A 14,036-nucleotide genomic window follows, 5' to 3' on the forward strand; every position below is an offset into this window, starting at 1 on the left:
TTGTCATGTTGTTCTTCCTATGTTCTCATATGAGCATGGACAGGATCGATACCGCCCGAGTCGCAGAAACCCTGCTTGCCGCTCCCGGCTGGGCGCGCGTGGGCCTCACCGCACCTACAAGTCACATGCGCGTCGAAGCGGCGTTCGAGCTCGCCCGCGTCATCGTCGAGAGCGTGGGTGGAAGCCCCGAGCCCGCGCATATCGACCAGCTTGGGCTTTCGCTGTGACGTGGGCGGCTGGACCAGAGAAGGCGGGCGGCGCGCGACGCATCTGTTCGAGGCGGCGGCATGGTATCAGGCGGTCAGGCCGGTGTGCCGCTGCGGCCATAGCGCGACCTTCGATCCTTATGGTCTGTGGTGGAAGTTCCAGCGCAAGATGTGGGACGATGATCTTGGCAAGGCCCGTGAAAAATTCTGGTGCGCGCGCTGCAAGGCACGGACCGGCAAACGTATTCGGCCGATCCGGCTCGAACTGGTCGCGCCGAGCAAGGACGATATCCAATTGCCCATGCCCGACGAACGCGAATGGAAGCGCGCGCTGAGCCGCTTCCGCGCCTAGGAGACTGTCCGATGGACATCGAGAATGACGACGCCCTGGTGGGGATCGGAAAGCCGCACCGGGTCATGATCTGGGACGGCAATCAGGAACGCGAGAAGGAGCTTCACTGGGGCCTGCCGTCGCGTGATCCAGACATTTTCCAGATCCCGCTGCTCAAGTCCGAGACCGCGATCATCGACCGTCCGTGCCTGCTGCTTGCCAATGAGTTCGGCTTGGTGAAGCGAGGCAAGACGGTCTATTCGGCAAGCCTCATCGGCGAACCCTTCCTATGCATCGCGGCGACATGGCGTCCAGGGAGCCGCGATTGGCCCGACAGTTTCGCGGCGCTCACGGTCCCCGCCTATGCCGATCTTTCCCATCATAAGGACCGCCATGTCGGGGTGGTTCACCCAGGCGACCTTTTCGACTGGTTGATGGCAACGCGACCGCCGCTGGACTTATTGCGGCCCTTCCCCAAGAATAGCTTCAGGATCGCGCCGCCGATCCAGCAGAATTTCGACGACCTGCTCGGAGCGGCCTGACGGAGGGCCGCCCCATGTGCAACCTGGTGACGCTGAATTCGACGGTCGACGAGGTGGCATCCTATTTCAAATCGCGCCGGCCGCAGGCCACCAACGCATCGCCCGGCGACGTCTATCCTGGCGGACAGGGTTTCGTGGTGAGGCAGGACGGCGGCGAACGCGTTCTTCAGGCCATGACCTGGGGCTTCCCGGTGCGCCTCAAACATATGAAACCGACCAGCAAGCCGAAGCCGGTCAACAATGCGCGCGACGACAAGCTGATGTCCTTCTGGCGGCCCTGGTTCACCAACCCGGTCCATCGCTGCCTCATCCCTTTCACCTCCTTCGCCGAAGCCGAAGGCGAGAAGGGCAAGATGACGCGAACCTGGATCAGCGTCACCGACCAGCCGCTTGCGGCCTGGACGGGTCTCTGGCGGCCGACCAACGAATGGGGCGATTGCTATACGGGCGTGATGGTCGATGCGACCGAGGAACTGTTCCACATCCATGATCGCATGCCCGTTATCCTGCATCCCGAAGATCATGATGCCTGGCTTCACGCGCCTGCCGAAGAGGCGATGGCCTTGGTCGCAAGATATCCTGCCGATCGCCTCGCCGTCGAGCGCACCGAAGTACCCTGGTTCAGCCGCAAGGCGCCGCCTGCAGATGCGCCGTCGCTGCTCTGACAAGCCGCCACGTTCGACAGGAATAGATCCAGAAGCGGGTCCGATTGTCGGGACCGGGCCCTTTACCCGGATTATCAGCCTGTTACATCTTGCTCACCGATCGATCGCCGTGCGCCAGGCTGCGGGAACAGCGGACGGACATGGCGTGAGGACCCGTCGGAAATTCCCCCGTTCGCCCGCGCCGAAAGGAAGAGGCCCGCGGCGATAGTTGGAGCGGACCGCAGGCGAGCGGGTCGGGAACGCGCCGGCGGCCGATGAACGACGTGAAGCATTATTATCTGACAGAGGAACTCGCACAGGAATTTACAGGAGTAGACCGAGAAGAGCAGCTCTTCGCCGCACTGACCAAGGCTGCGGGCCGAATGGGGTTCGACCATTTCGCGCTTGCCTTCGATCGGCGCGGAACCGGCGAACCGGCGTCGATCCTCGTGCACAATTATCCCGACGCCTGGGCCAAGGTCTATGTCGGCTTCGATCTCAGCGGAACCGATCCGATCCGCCGCGCTAGCGAGCGATCGCTGACCGGCTTCGAATGGCGCCACGTCGATCGCTATATTCCGCTGAGCCGCGGCGACCGCCAATTGCTGTCGGTAGCACGCGAGAGCGGCGTCGGTGACGGCTTCACGGTTCCCCGCCATTTGCCCGGCGAGGCATCGGGGACCTGCTCCTTCGCAGTCCGTCCGCACGCGGACATTCCGGCAGAGATGCTCCACGCCGCCGAAATCCTCGGCGCGATCGCCATCGCTTCGGCGCGCGAGTTGATCGGCTCCTCTCCTTTACGGCCACGCCCGATACTTACCGAGCGGCAACGCGAATGCGTGCTCTGGTCGGCGCGCGGCAAGACCGCCGGCGAGATCGCCGATATTCTCGGGATCAGCGAAGAGACGGTCGTGCGCCACCTGAAGATGGCGCGCGACCGCTATTCGGTGCATTGCCGCTCGATGCTGATCCTGTGCGCGCTGTTCGACGGGCTGATCGGCTTCTCGGACATCTACGACTGGTGGCGCCCGAACTGACGCGCCGCGCATAATCGCAAAATCCTTGCCCAGAAATGGGCATAGCCGCCGCGAAGGATCGATGGTCTGATTCCGGCTCCACAGCCAAGGAATCATCATGTTGGAACAGTCCACGCGGGCGCCGCACGCGCCCGGGAATGCCGCGCTGCGCGGCATGTTCGCCGCGCGAAAGCAGGTCTTCATCGACAAGCTCAAATGGGATTTGCCAGCCCTCGACGGCCGCTTCGAGCTGGATCAGTTCGACACGCCCGACGCCCGTTATCTGATCCTGCTCGACCCCGAGGATCTGCGTCATCGCGCTTCGGCGCGCCTCCTGCCCACTACGGCGCCGCACCTTCTCGGCGACATCTATCCGCACCTCTGCGCCGATGGCCCGCCGACCGGCACCAGAATGTGGGAGATCAGCCGCTTCTGCCTCGACCCCGCGCAGACGCCCGCAGAGCGCCGCGACGCCCGCAACCAGCTCGTGACCGCGCTCGCCGACCATGCCCTGCACAATGGCATCAGCGATTATGTCGGGATCGCCGAGGCGGGATGGTACCATAGCATCAGCAAATTCGGCTGGGCCTGCCGCACGCTGGGCCCCGTCCACAGAGATGGAAGCTGCCGGATCGTCGCGCTCAACATTTCGATCGACGAAGACACGCTCCCGGGCCTGAAACGAACGGGGACCTATGCGCCGCTCATGCTCAAATTTGAGGAAGGCGGGGAGCCGGCGCTATGAAAAGGGACCTCCCCGAAGCCGATGTCAGCGCGATGCTGGTCGAGGAATTGCGCCGCACCGGCTATTGCATCATCCGCAACGAGGCGATCGCCCGCGTCCACGCACTGGCGAAGGATCTCGATCCGATCTTCGACGCGACACCCTTCTGCGATGGCAATTTCTATGGTCGCCGCACGAAGCGCTTCGGCAGCCTGCTCAAGCGATCGGAGCATATGGCCGCACTGGTGCTCAATCCGATCATCCTCCCCGCGGTCGAGACGATCCTCGCAAGCGGGTGCGACCGGATACAGCTCAACCTCACCCAGGCGATCGAGATCCATCCGGGCGAAGTCCGGCAGTTTCCGCACCGCGACCAGGATATGTGGCGCGGCGCCAACGGCACCCAGGAATATCTGGTCAATGTCCTCTGGCCGCTCACGCCCTTCACGGAGGAAAATGGCACGACGCGTATCTTTCCGAACAGCCATGGGGCGGCGGGAATGGCAAAGACCGATCTCGGCCAGCCGATATTCGCCGAATGTGAACCGGGGTCGGCGATCTGCTTTCTCGGATCGACCGCACACGGTGCGGGCACGAACCTCAGCAAGGAGGTGAGGCGCGGCGTGCTGGTCAGCTACAGCCTTGGCTGGCTCAAGCCCTATGAGAATTTGTGGCTGGCCTATCCCCCCGAGGTCGCGCGACATTTTCCACCCGAACTGGCAGCGCTCGCCGGTTATGCGCAGCACCGTCCCAATCTCGGCAATTATGAAGGCCAATGCCCCTCTGTTCTGCTGAAGGATGAAAGGCCCGCTCATCTAGGCGCGATCGACGCGCTGCGCCCCGACCAGGCCGAGGCGGTCGCCGCCTTTGCCGCCGTCGAAAGGGCAGGCGCATGAGTCCCGCGCATGTGTTCGAGCCGACCTATGAGGCGATCAAGCGCCGGCTGATGACAGGCGAATGGGCGACCGGCGCCCGGATCGAGGCGGCGCGTCTCGCGGATGATCTTGGGGTCAGCATGACCCCGGTGCGCGACAGTCTCTACCGCCTCAATGGCGAGCGCATGGTCGACTTCACGCCGGGCGAAGGCTTTCATGTTCACCGCCTTACCGAGACCGAGTTTCGCGATCTGCTCGAGCTGCATCTGATCCTGCAACTCGCCGCGCTCGCGACGGCGCCAAATCGGCTGGCAATCCCGGTGAGTGCCGATCAGCCCTATCCCGATCGGATCGCCGATCTGTTCCTCGCGGTCGCGGATCGATCTTCGAATGCCGAGATCGTGGCGAGCATCGCCGCAATCGGCGACCGGCTCCAGTTCTCGCGCCATTTCGACGCCGCGATCCTTGGCGATGTCGAGGCCGAATATAAATTGCTCGAGGCCGCCATTGTCGATGCCGCGCCGCAGACCGAGATGCGGAGCCTGCTGCTTGGCTATCATGAGCGGCGCGCGCGCGAGGCCACTTCCTATGCACGGACGCTAGCTGCGCATCCCGGCCGCCAGTCTTGAGCGGCCAATATTGCCGGATCGACGCTTTTGCTTGTCACAGCCGCCCGCAATTGACATGATTCGGGCGCGCTGGAGCATTGCTGGCAGCTTTCGCGCGGACTATTTCGCCAGGCATTATATGCGCCAGTCCTTGACCGGACCGGCGGCCGAACCGGACCCTGGATCGCACAAGCGACCGAACGGCGGCACAGCACTGGGAGACGGGCATCCGGCTACGGCGGGATGGCTCTGCTCGTGCCCTCGGAACAATTGCTGTGTCTTCCTGTACCTGCTGCGACGACGCTCCGCTACGCCACCCCTTTTCGGTGTCGTCGGCCTGCCATGTGCATCCCGACGACCGTCCGGCGCCGGTCGAACATCGGCCCGTCATCGGACAGGATCTGGAGACGGTGTATCGCACGCACCGCTCGTCGCTCTTTCATTTCCTGCGTCGCAAGGCGGGCCCCGAGGAAGCGCCCGACCTGGTGCAGGAAGTCTTTGCGCGGGCAGCGGGCAGCGAGCAACGGCACCAGCTCGTCAACCCGGGCGGTTTTCTTCGCCGTATTGCGCAGAATCTCCTGATCGACCGGGCTCGGCGAAGCAAGTCTGCGCCGATCGCTCTATTTTCGCTGCGCGAAGAGAGGGATGCCGTGACCCCGGCCACGCAAGAATGGAACCTCGAAGCGGCGGACCTTTTGGAGCTCTACGAGAAAGCCGTTGACGCAATGCCGCCCAAGACGCGGCGCGTCTTTCTGATGCACCGGGTGGACGAACTTTCCTATCGCGAGATACATGAACAGCTCGGCATCAGCATTGCGACGGTGGAATATCATATGATGAAGGCGCTCGGTCGGATCGCGAAGGTGGTGGACAGCGGGAAATGACCAAGACCGGCGACGACGATTATGCGGCCGACGAGGTCGCGCGGGCGTGGCTCGTCAAGATGCGCGGCGAGGATGCGGAGGTGCTGCGCGGCGAATTCGACGCGTGGTTACAAGCATCTGCAGAACATCGCGAAGCCTATCGGCGCGCCGAGAAGCGGATGGCGGCGCTCGCGATCCTCAAGACTTCACAGCGCCACGGAACGACGCATGCCGGAGCGCGTCGCGGTCGGATGCGCGGCTGGTTCCCATGGGGAGCTGCGGCTACCGCGCTAGCGCTCCTGATCATCGCGATCGGGGCCGCAGGCGCGCCCTTTCCCGGCCAGCCAGGCGGCGGCGCGACGGCTTTTGCTGCCGAACCGCTCGAGACGCAGCGCGGCGAGATCCGCACCTTCCGGCTCTTCGATGGTTCGCGCGCGACGCTCGACACCGACAGCCGGCTCGACGTGGCCTTTTCGCATGGCGAACGAAGCGTTCGTCTCGTGAGGGGCCGGGTCCGACTGTCGGTCGCGCCGGGCGATGTCCCACTCCGGATCGAGGCTGGGCGCGGAGGAGCGACGGCAAATGATGCCGAAATCGATCTGAGTCTCGCCGCATCGGGGACCGTGGTCGCATCGTTGCGCCGAGGCGCAGCAGAGGTGCGCGCCGATGCAGACGTCGATCAGACCATGCCCCTCAAGGCGGGAAGCGCCCTCGCCTATGGACCCGATAGCCGGTTGGAGCCTGTCGCGGCGCTGGCTGCCGTCATTCAGCCAGACTGGACCGAAGGGTGGGCAGAGTATCGATCGATCAAGCTCGGCGCGCTCGTCGCCGAAGCCAATCGCTACGCCGCGGTGCCGATCGTGATCGACGACACCGACATAGCCGCGCGCGAAGTGTCGGGCCGCTTCCATATCAGCCAGACCGACGCTTTCGCCGATCGGATCGCCATATTGTTCGGCCTCGCCGTCGAACGGAGGTCTGACGCCATCCACCTCCGCCGCCGATAATTTTTTCACCGAGCGACTAAGGTCGCTCCTATCTTCCCGTCAACGCACCCCCACTGGCCGTCTGCCTGATGCACGGCCGAGAATATTGGGGGAGTGGAAATGTCGATTAAATCCCGTTCGCTGGCCGCACTGCTCGTCGGCACGGCAGCCTTGCTTTCGCCCGAAGGCGCGCAGGCCATGCAGGCGCCGCGCCAATCCTATGATATTCCGGCGCAGGATCTGGGAGAGGCGCTGCGCCGGGCTGCCGACGTCGCCAACATTGAACTCTATGCCGCCTCGGAAGATATCGAGGGGAAGACCGCTCCCGCCATCAAGGGCGAACTGACAGCCCGCGAAGCGATCAAGGCGCTTCTTGCCGGAAGCGGACTCCAAGCAAATTTCGACGACCGTACGGTCGTCATCCTGAACAGCGCGTCCGCTGCAATCACCCCTGCCGCGGAACCGGAAGCCATCATTGTGACCGGCTCGCGGATCGCTGGCGCGCCTGCGGCTGCACCGGTGATCGAAATCAAGGCGGAGGATATCCGCAACGCGGGACAGGCGGACCTCGGCGAGGTGGCACGCAGCCTCCCACAGAATTTCGGCGGCGGGCAGAATCCGGGGATCGGCAATACGCAGGGCGCGGCCAATGAGAATGTCAACGCCAATGGCGCATCGACCTTCAACCTGCGCGGGATCGGTCCCAATGCCACGCTGACGCTGATCAACGGCAAGCGCTTTGCCTATAGCAGCGTGAACTCGGTCATCGACGTCAGCGCCATTCCGATCGCCGCGGTCGATCGCGTCGAGATCATGGCCGATGGTGCATCCGCCATATATGGCGCCGACGCGGTGGCCGGGGTGGTCAATATTCTGCTCAAGCGGGACTATGATGGCGTGTCGACCAGCGCGCGGCTCGGGGCGTCGACCGACGGCGGCAATTTCCAGCAGCAATATAATCTTCTTGGCGGCTCGGCCTGGTCGGAGGGCGGCATCATCGCGGCCTATGATTATTCGCGCGGCACCGCGATCCGGGCAAAGGATCGCAGCTATGCGGGCGCGAATAATCCCGATTCCACTCTGTATCCCGACCTGAGCAGACACGCGCTTTTCTTGAGCGGGCACCAGTCGCTCGGAGGCGGTGTGACCTTGGCAGCCGACCTCATCTACAAGCGCGGAAGAATGAAAACGGCCACGGGCTTCACGGTCGCCCAGCCACTCCGCAACGCGGGGCTCGAAGCGCGCACCGAGTTTGAAACATTCGGTCTCGCTCCAACCCTGTCAGCTGACCTGTCGGCGAGTTGGAAACTCAATGTCGGAGCATTTTTCGGAACCGACACGACCGACGGCCTCAGTCAGAATTACAGCGGCGGTGCGCCGAGTAGCGCGACCGCGCGACATTTCTTCAACCGGAACATCGCCGTTGAGGCCGGGCTCGAGGGTCGGCTATTCGACCTGCCCGCGGGCGCCGCGCGCCTTGCGCTGGGTGGAGGCTATCGCATCAATCGCTTCTCATCGGAGATCGGCACGCGCAGCTTTGCCCGCTCGCGCCGCAATCACTTCGCCTATGGCGAGTTGCTGCTTCCGCTGACGAGTCCCGACCAGCATATCGCGCTCGCCTACCGCGCTTCGATCACCGCGGCGCTGCGCTACGAGGATTATTCCGACTCCGGAGACATCGTCACCCCGAAGCTTGGCTTCGTCTATGACCCAATAAAGCAGCTCCGGCTCGGGGTGTCATGGGGCAGATCCTTCAAACTCCCGACGCTCTATCAGCAATATTCTGGCTATGCGGCACTGCTCGTCCCGGTTGGCGGCTTCGGCCAAGGGTTTCCTGCCGGTTCAACCCTTGCCTACGCGCTGGGGGCAAATGACCGGCTCGGGCCCGAGCGATCGGAAAACTGGACTTTCAGCGCAACCGTGCGGCCACTGTCGGAGCTCGCGCTATCCGCGAGCTATTTCCGGATCGACTATAAGGACCGGGTCGCGCCGCCGCTGGCTTCGGGTGCCGGGGTTCTCGACAACCCGATCTATGCCGATCTCGTGACCCGCAATCCGGCACCGGCACTGCTGGACGCCATCTTCGATGGTGCCGATGGCGGGCTCCAGAACATAACGGGCGCGCTTTACGATCCCGCGCGCGTTGTGGCCTTCCTCGATGCGCGCGACCGCAATGTCGCACGGCAAAAATACCGCGGGGTTGATGTGGCCGTACGATATGACGCCGCGCTGGGCAGCAACCGCCAGCTCAGCCTCAATGCCGGTGCTACTTGGCTCGACAGCAGCCAGCAACTTCTCTCTGGCCTGCCGGTGACCGACCTTGCCGGGACGATCTTCCATCCGGCGCATTTCCGGGCGCGCGGCGGGCTGACGCTGAGCGGCAAGAACTTTTCGCTCTCTGCTTTCCTCAATCACAGTGGCGCCGTCACCGACAACCGCCGTCCGGCGTCCGTCAAGATAGAGGGGGCGACGACGATCGATCTCACCGGCCGCATAAAGCTGGCTAAGGGGACGGAAGTCGCGTTGAGCGCGCAGAATCTGTTCAACCGCAAGCCCGCGCCGATTTTCACGACGTCACCGTTCGACACGCCGTTCGACACGACCAACGGGTCGGCGATTGCACGCTTTTTGAGCGTGACGGTCCGACATGACTGGTAAGGCGACTGCGTCGGCGCTTGCCTTCGTGGCGATCCTCGGCACTGGCGGTCCGGTCGAAGCCACGGAAGGCCGTCGATGGACGATCGAGAATATCGCGACCGTGCCGACCGATTTCGATCTGAGCCTGGCCAGCGATGGCAGGTCGCTCGCCTATCTCGAGCGGCGAGCGGATATCGAAACCGATAAAAGCGTCTCGATCCTTCATCTGTACGATCTCGACTCGCACAGGTCCCGCGAAATTTTGCGGGCGCCAAGCGCCGAACAGCTCAGACGTCTGCCGGATGGCCGAGGCTGGAGCCTCCTGATCGATCGCGGAGATGGGCTTCAACTCTATAAGCTGGACGCGCGCGGGACGCTCACGCTGCTGCTCAAGCGAGAGGCCGTCGTTACCGTCGGGCAGACGGAAGGCGGGCTCTTCGCCGTGCGAAGCGGCGCACCGCGCCGGATCGGCATATTATATCACGACTGGTCTCCTGACGGACGATGGCTTTGGTATGCGACGCTCAGGCCGCGTCCCGAACCGCTCGCCATGTCGATCGACGCTGCGGTCGTCGCACAGCGCTACCGGCGGCGCGCGCCGGTAAAGGCAACAGTGGAATTGCGACTGAGATCGGCCGCGGGCGAAGAGTGGCTGGTGGCATCGCGGCCAGCTCAAGATCGTCTCGCTTTCTACTATGGTGCGAATGTGCAGTGGACGCGCGAGGGCCCCCGCTACCAATTGGAGCAAGGCGATGCGGAGCGTTCGGGTGGCACCGGGACCTTCATTTGGAGCTTTGCAACAGGATCAAGCCATCCCGCGGAGCAGGAACCGGGTTTCCCGTCGATCGGCCTGGTCAGCGGTCCGCATGGCGGCGTGCTCGCGAGCGAAGGCTTTGGCCGCGAGCTCGACCTCACGGAGACGCGCCCGGATGGCCGCAAAATCCATTATGGCCCACAACCCTATTATATTGGCGATCCGCGTGCGGCAGGCAATTGGCTGGCGAACGACGGGCGCAAGGCGGTGCTTGGCGTGCGGACGATACCGCACCCACGCTATGGGCTGGTTCTGCTCGGCAGCCGGAAGGTCAAGCCACTCCTCGTCGCAGGTAGCCTAACCGCTTGCGATTTCCGCCAGGACCTCGCGTGGGGTGTTTGCGTAGAAGAATCCCTCAATCAAGCCCCGCGGTTGGTGCATGTCGCTCCGGAATCCGGGGAGGTGCGGGCGCTCGCCTCGCTCTCGTCTGTTCATGAGTCAATAGCGCCGCTCCGCGTGACCGCGCATGAATGGACGAACCGGCTAGGCTATCGGTCGACGGGTTTCATAGTCTGGCCGCGCGATTATCAGAAAGGGAAGGCCTATCCAGCGATCCTCATCACGCATGGCAGCGACGCCGACGAGCGCTTCGCCAGCCCGGACTTGCAATGGAATTATCCCGCCCAATTGTTCGCCGAGCGCGGCTTTGTCGTCATCCTTCAGAATGATCCTTCGGCGCGGCAGCAGGCAGAGCTCTGGAATGCCTATATGGAATGGTCCGGCGGCCCGAGTGTACTCGGGCCGTCGCGGCTCCGCGAACTGATCTGGCTCAACGGGGTCTATAGTTTCGAGGACATGATCCACGAATTGGTCGGCAAAGGCATTATCGATCGCGAACGGATTGGGATCGCGGGTTATAGCCGCGGATCGCAGATGGTGAATGTCGCTGTGACCCAATCGACCATATTTGGAGCCGCATCCAGCGGGGACGGCAATTATCTTGAGCCGGCATCCTATGCCGATCCGAAAGAGGGGTATCACGCCATTTTCGGCGGCCCGCCGTCGGGGCGCCATCTCGCTTCCTATCGTCAGCTGTCGCCGTCGCTTCGCGCAGAGAAGGTCTGCGCGCCCGTGTTGCAGCAAATGGCGTCTCCCTTTGCGGGAGCGATCGATTTCTATACCGCGCTTCGCGATGCGGAGGTGCCGGCCCAGATCAGCCTCTATCCCGGCGAGGATATTGCCACCGACGAAACGCATTTGTTTCACATCCCATCGAACCGGCTGCGCGCGATGCGCGAGAATATGGCCTGGTTCGATTTCTGGCTTCGCGGCCGACGCGATCCGAACATGGCCCCCATTAGCACATATGACCGCTGGTCAACGATGGCAGCGCAATTGCGGGATTGCTCGCGACCGCCCAGCGCCCTGCAGCGTGAGCCGTCATGACCGGGCGGCATCGCTCCACCAACGGGCCCAGCTTTCTGCCGCGCAAAGCTCGAGTACACGCTGCGCCTTTTCGAAACCCTGCGCGGTCGGCCGGGACGCCGCTTCCAATATCGACAAGTCGAGCAGGCCTGCGCGCGCGAGCAGGCCGTTGCGAAGCAGGTCGCCGGCGCGTTCGGCGTTTGCCTGATAGATACGGTGCATGAAGCCGCCCGGTCCGCCTTTCGAGGTGCGGCGAAGCAGTTCGGCTGGCACGACGGATTTGAAGGCCGCTCGCGCAACGGACCGATCCCGGCCCCCGGCTACCCACTGCCATGTCGGGATCGACAGGCATGTTTCGACGATGGGCTGCGAAAGCAGGGGCGGGATATGGCGCGGATGGGTGCGGCGGGGATAAAGTTCAATGCTGCGCTGCGCGCGGGCAAGCAGTCTGACGTGCGCCGCCTTGCCGGGAAGGCCGCCTTCGGGCGCTTGCATCCAGGGGTGCGAAGGGCGGGGATGCTCCAGTTCGGCAATCGCCGCAGAAGAAAGTCCGGAATAGTCACGATGAAGGGAGGGGGGACGAGCGACATCACGATATCGGTCCCAGGCATGTCGCAGGATGGTCGTACCGCTCGCGCCCGTCAAATCGCTTAAGTCGCGCAGCGTGTCGAAGAGCCCATGGCGCGGCCCCTGCGCCATGAAGCGATCGACGAATGGCGTAGCACTGCGGATCGAACAGAAGATATTGTCTCCTCCATTGCCCGAGAAGAATGCATCGATTTTCTGCTCGCGGCGGAGGCCGTCGTGCACCGCCTCGATCGCCTGCATGTAGAAAGGAGCATGAGGCCATGGATGGTGCGGCGCCACGGCGCGACCAATATCGACCGCTCCGAGGTCGTAGTTCGCTTCGAGCAATGGGGTGCCGAGTGCCGTAGTGAGAATGGACGCATAGCGACGCTCATCTCCGATAGCGTCGTCTTCGACCATCGTGAGGCAATGAAGTGCCGCTGCGCGGCGAGCGGCGGCGCAGGCGACGATCGAGGAATCGAGACCTCCAGACACACCGACAAGTATCGAGTCAAAGCAGGACGTCCAGCTTCCAATGCAGTCGAGCGCGACGGCGCGAAGCTCTTTGGCGGCTGCCGCATATGATCTGTGTCTGACCTGCGTCCAATCCCAAGGCGACCACCAGCTTTCCAGCTGATGAGAGCCTCCGGCGACTATCAGCCCTTCTCCGGGAAGCAGTAGCCGGACATCTTCGAGGCAGGTTTCCCTGCTCGGCGCGCCAGCGCTGGCCAGGAACCTCAGCATTGCAGGATAATTGACCCCGCCGTGTTTGCCCAGTTCCGCAGCATCGCTCGACAGGGTCAAGCATCGATCATCTTCGCGATAATAGACGGGCAGCAATCCTGAAGGATCTCGAAAAACGGCAATATGTCCATCAGGTCGCGCCAAGATTGCGACATAGCCGCCCCAATAGTCGGACGCGAGCGATCTGCCGCCAGATGCGAGGATTTTTTCGGCCGCCGCCTCGCACAGGTCGAGCACCCGGCTCGTTGCACCTCGCTTGAACAGATGACCGATCAGATAGCCATCGCCGCCAATTTCCAGCGGATGTTCGTCGCACCAGAGCCGAGCGCCGTGGAGCAGGAGCGCAGACGGGTCCTCCTCGGCCCTTTTGCCGCCGTTGCGATCCGAACGTCTGGGAACTTCAAGGCGAAAATAGCCTGGCATCAGGCAATCAAAATGGGGGTGTAGGGAAGCACGACATCAAGCGGATCTGTCAGCACGGCGGAACCGAGCTGGACCCAGCAGTGCGCAGCAAAAGGCAAGGTCACCCCGATCACCAACCGGGCGTCGCAGCCCTTTCCGGCCAGCACTCGGCGAATTGCAATGCCGCGGCCAAGACATTCGTCCATACCGGAAAAATAGTGCCTTGCGCGCTGAAACGCGGCCGCCGCACAGCGCGCGGCCGAGCGTTGGTCCTCCGCAGGTAGCGGCTCGAATTGGGGGATGGTACTCAAAATCTGCGCCAGCCGAAGCTTTCGAACATGTCGTCGCGCCAGGGCCAAGGCGTATATCGCGCGTATCGTATCGACTGCGGACGCTCTCTCCGTACCTGGAGAATCCAGATAGCTTGACGTCGGTGCGATTGCTTCAGGGAAGATTCGATCCACCGGCCGGGCGAGATTGTGCAATCCTCGCTCAGCAAGCCAATCGTCGTCTGCGGCATCTTGTCCGCGATGAACGATGAGCGAGAACCGATCCGCTGCGCCTGATTCAAGTGTGAAGTAGCGGTCTGAAGCCAAATCCAGAAATATGAAGCCATTGCCGGTTCGGCACCAGTGCGTTGCAGCGGGGGCAGGCTTTTTCATGGGAAGATCGCCGAGCGAAGGTGGCGTGCAGTGCCGAGACCGCACGCCAC

14 protein-coding genes are annotated in these 14,036 nt (G+C 63.2%); 12 read left to right on the plus strand and 2 right to left on the minus strand.

Translation table 11 applies throughout. The annotated features are described in order from the left end of the window. The first annotated feature begins 35 nt into the window (after nucleotides 1-35). The 12 genes from KNJ79_RS21020 to KNJ79_RS21075 all read left to right on the plus strand — a co-directional run bounded on the left by KNJ79_RS21020 (nucleotide 36) and on the right by KNJ79_RS21075 (nucleotide 11,632). On the plus strand, nucleotides 36-227 hold the full coding sequence (locus tag KNJ79_RS21020) for a DUF6771 family protein (RefSeq protein ID WP_089216810.1): 192 nt from the start codon (nucleotides 36-38) through the stop codon (nucleotides 225-227). Nucleotide 228: 1 nt separating this feature from the next. Continuing rightward, nucleotides 229-558, plus strand: coding sequence for a hypothetical protein (locus KNJ79_RS21025; RefSeq protein ID WP_317154167.1), 330 nt, complete (start codon nucleotides 229-231; stop codon nucleotides 556-558). Between the two features lie 11 nt (nucleotides 559-569). Further along, complete coding sequence (locus KNJ79_RS21030) at nucleotides 570-1,079, plus strand: SOS response-associated peptidase family protein (protein ID WP_317154168.1); 510 nt, start codon at nucleotides 570-572, stop codon at nucleotides 1,077-1,079. 14 nt (nucleotides 1,080-1,093) lie between these two features. After that, nucleotides 1,094-1,744 carry an SOS response-associated peptidase gene (locus tag KNJ79_RS21035; RefSeq protein ID WP_317154169.1) on the plus strand — a complete coding sequence of 217 codons (651 nt, stop codon included), beginning with the start codon at nucleotides 1,094-1,096 and terminating at the stop codon, nucleotides 1,742-1,744. 254 nt (nucleotides 1,745-1,998) lie between these two features. After that, entirely contained in the window at nucleotides 1,999-2,760 is a 762-nt protein-coding gene (locus KNJ79_RS21040) for a helix-turn-helix transcriptional regulator (RefSeq protein ID WP_317154170.1), read from the plus strand. A 97-nt stretch (nucleotides 2,761-2,857) separates the two neighbouring features. Continuing rightward, nucleotides 2,858-3,484, plus strand: coding sequence for an acyl-homoserine-lactone synthase (locus KNJ79_RS21045; RefSeq protein WP_317154171.1), 627 nt, complete (start codon nucleotides 2,858-2,860; stop codon nucleotides 3,482-3,484). After that, nucleotides 3,481-4,359 carry a phytanoyl-CoA dioxygenase family protein gene (locus KNJ79_RS21050; protein WP_317154172.1) on the plus strand — a complete coding sequence of 293 codons (879 nt, stop codon included), beginning with the start codon at nucleotides 3,481-3,483 and terminating at the stop codon, nucleotides 4,357-4,359. Before KNJ79_RS21045 ends, KNJ79_RS21050 begins: the two co-directional genes overlap by 4 nt. Next, a complete protein-coding gene (locus KNJ79_RS21055; RefSeq protein ID WP_317154173.1) occupies nucleotides 4,356-4,967 on the plus strand; it encodes a GntR family transcriptional regulator in 612 nt (203 codons plus the stop codon). Before KNJ79_RS21050 ends, KNJ79_RS21055 begins: the two co-directional genes overlap by 4 nt. 254 nt (nucleotides 4,968-5,221) lie before the next feature. Continuing rightward, nucleotides 5,222-5,830 (plus strand): RNA polymerase sigma factor, encoded by a 609-nt coding sequence (locus tag KNJ79_RS21060; protein WP_317154174.1) that lies wholly within the window; start codon nucleotides 5,222-5,224, stop codon nucleotides 5,828-5,830. Further along, nucleotides 5,827-6,816, plus strand: coding sequence for a FecR family protein (locus tag KNJ79_RS21065; RefSeq protein ID WP_317154175.1), 990 nt, complete (start codon nucleotides 5,827-5,829; stop codon nucleotides 6,814-6,816). The genes KNJ79_RS21060 and KNJ79_RS21065 overlap by 4 nt, the downstream gene beginning before the upstream one ends. 99 nt (nucleotides 6,817-6,915) lie before the next feature. Continuing rightward, nucleotides 6,916-9,453, plus strand: coding sequence for a TonB-dependent receptor (locus KNJ79_RS21070; RefSeq protein ID WP_317154176.1), 2,538 nt, complete (start codon nucleotides 6,916-6,918; stop codon nucleotides 9,451-9,453). Nucleotides 9,454-9,478: 25 nt separating this feature from the next. Continuing rightward, the gene (locus KNJ79_RS21075; protein ID WP_317154177.1) at nucleotides 9,479-11,632 is read left to right on the plus strand and encodes a prolyl oligopeptidase family serine peptidase; all 2,154 of its coding nucleotides are present in this window, start codon (nucleotides 9,479-9,481) and stop codon (nucleotides 11,630-11,632) included. Here KNJ79_RS21075 and KNJ79_RS21080 read toward each other — a convergent pair. Then, nucleotides 11,627-13,345, minus strand: coding sequence for an asparagine synthase-related protein (locus KNJ79_RS21080; RefSeq protein WP_317154178.1), 1,719 nt, complete (start codon nucleotides 13,343-13,345; stop codon nucleotides 11,627-11,629). The genes KNJ79_RS21075 and KNJ79_RS21080 overlap by 6 nt on opposite strands. After that, on the minus strand, nucleotides 13,345-13,986 hold the full coding sequence (locus tag KNJ79_RS21085; protein ID WP_317154179.1) for a lasso peptide biosynthesis B2 protein: 642 nt from the start codon (nucleotides 13,984-13,986) through the stop codon (nucleotides 13,345-13,347). Before KNJ79_RS21085 ends, KNJ79_RS21080 begins: the two co-directional genes overlap by 1 nt. Between the last annotated feature and the right edge of the window lie 50 nt (nucleotides 13,987-14,036).

Source organism: Sphingopyxis indica, from assembly GCF_032879645.1.
Classification (GTDB): Bacteria; Pseudomonadota; Alphaproteobacteria; order Sphingomonadales; family Sphingomonadaceae; genus Sphingopyxis; species Sphingopyxis indica.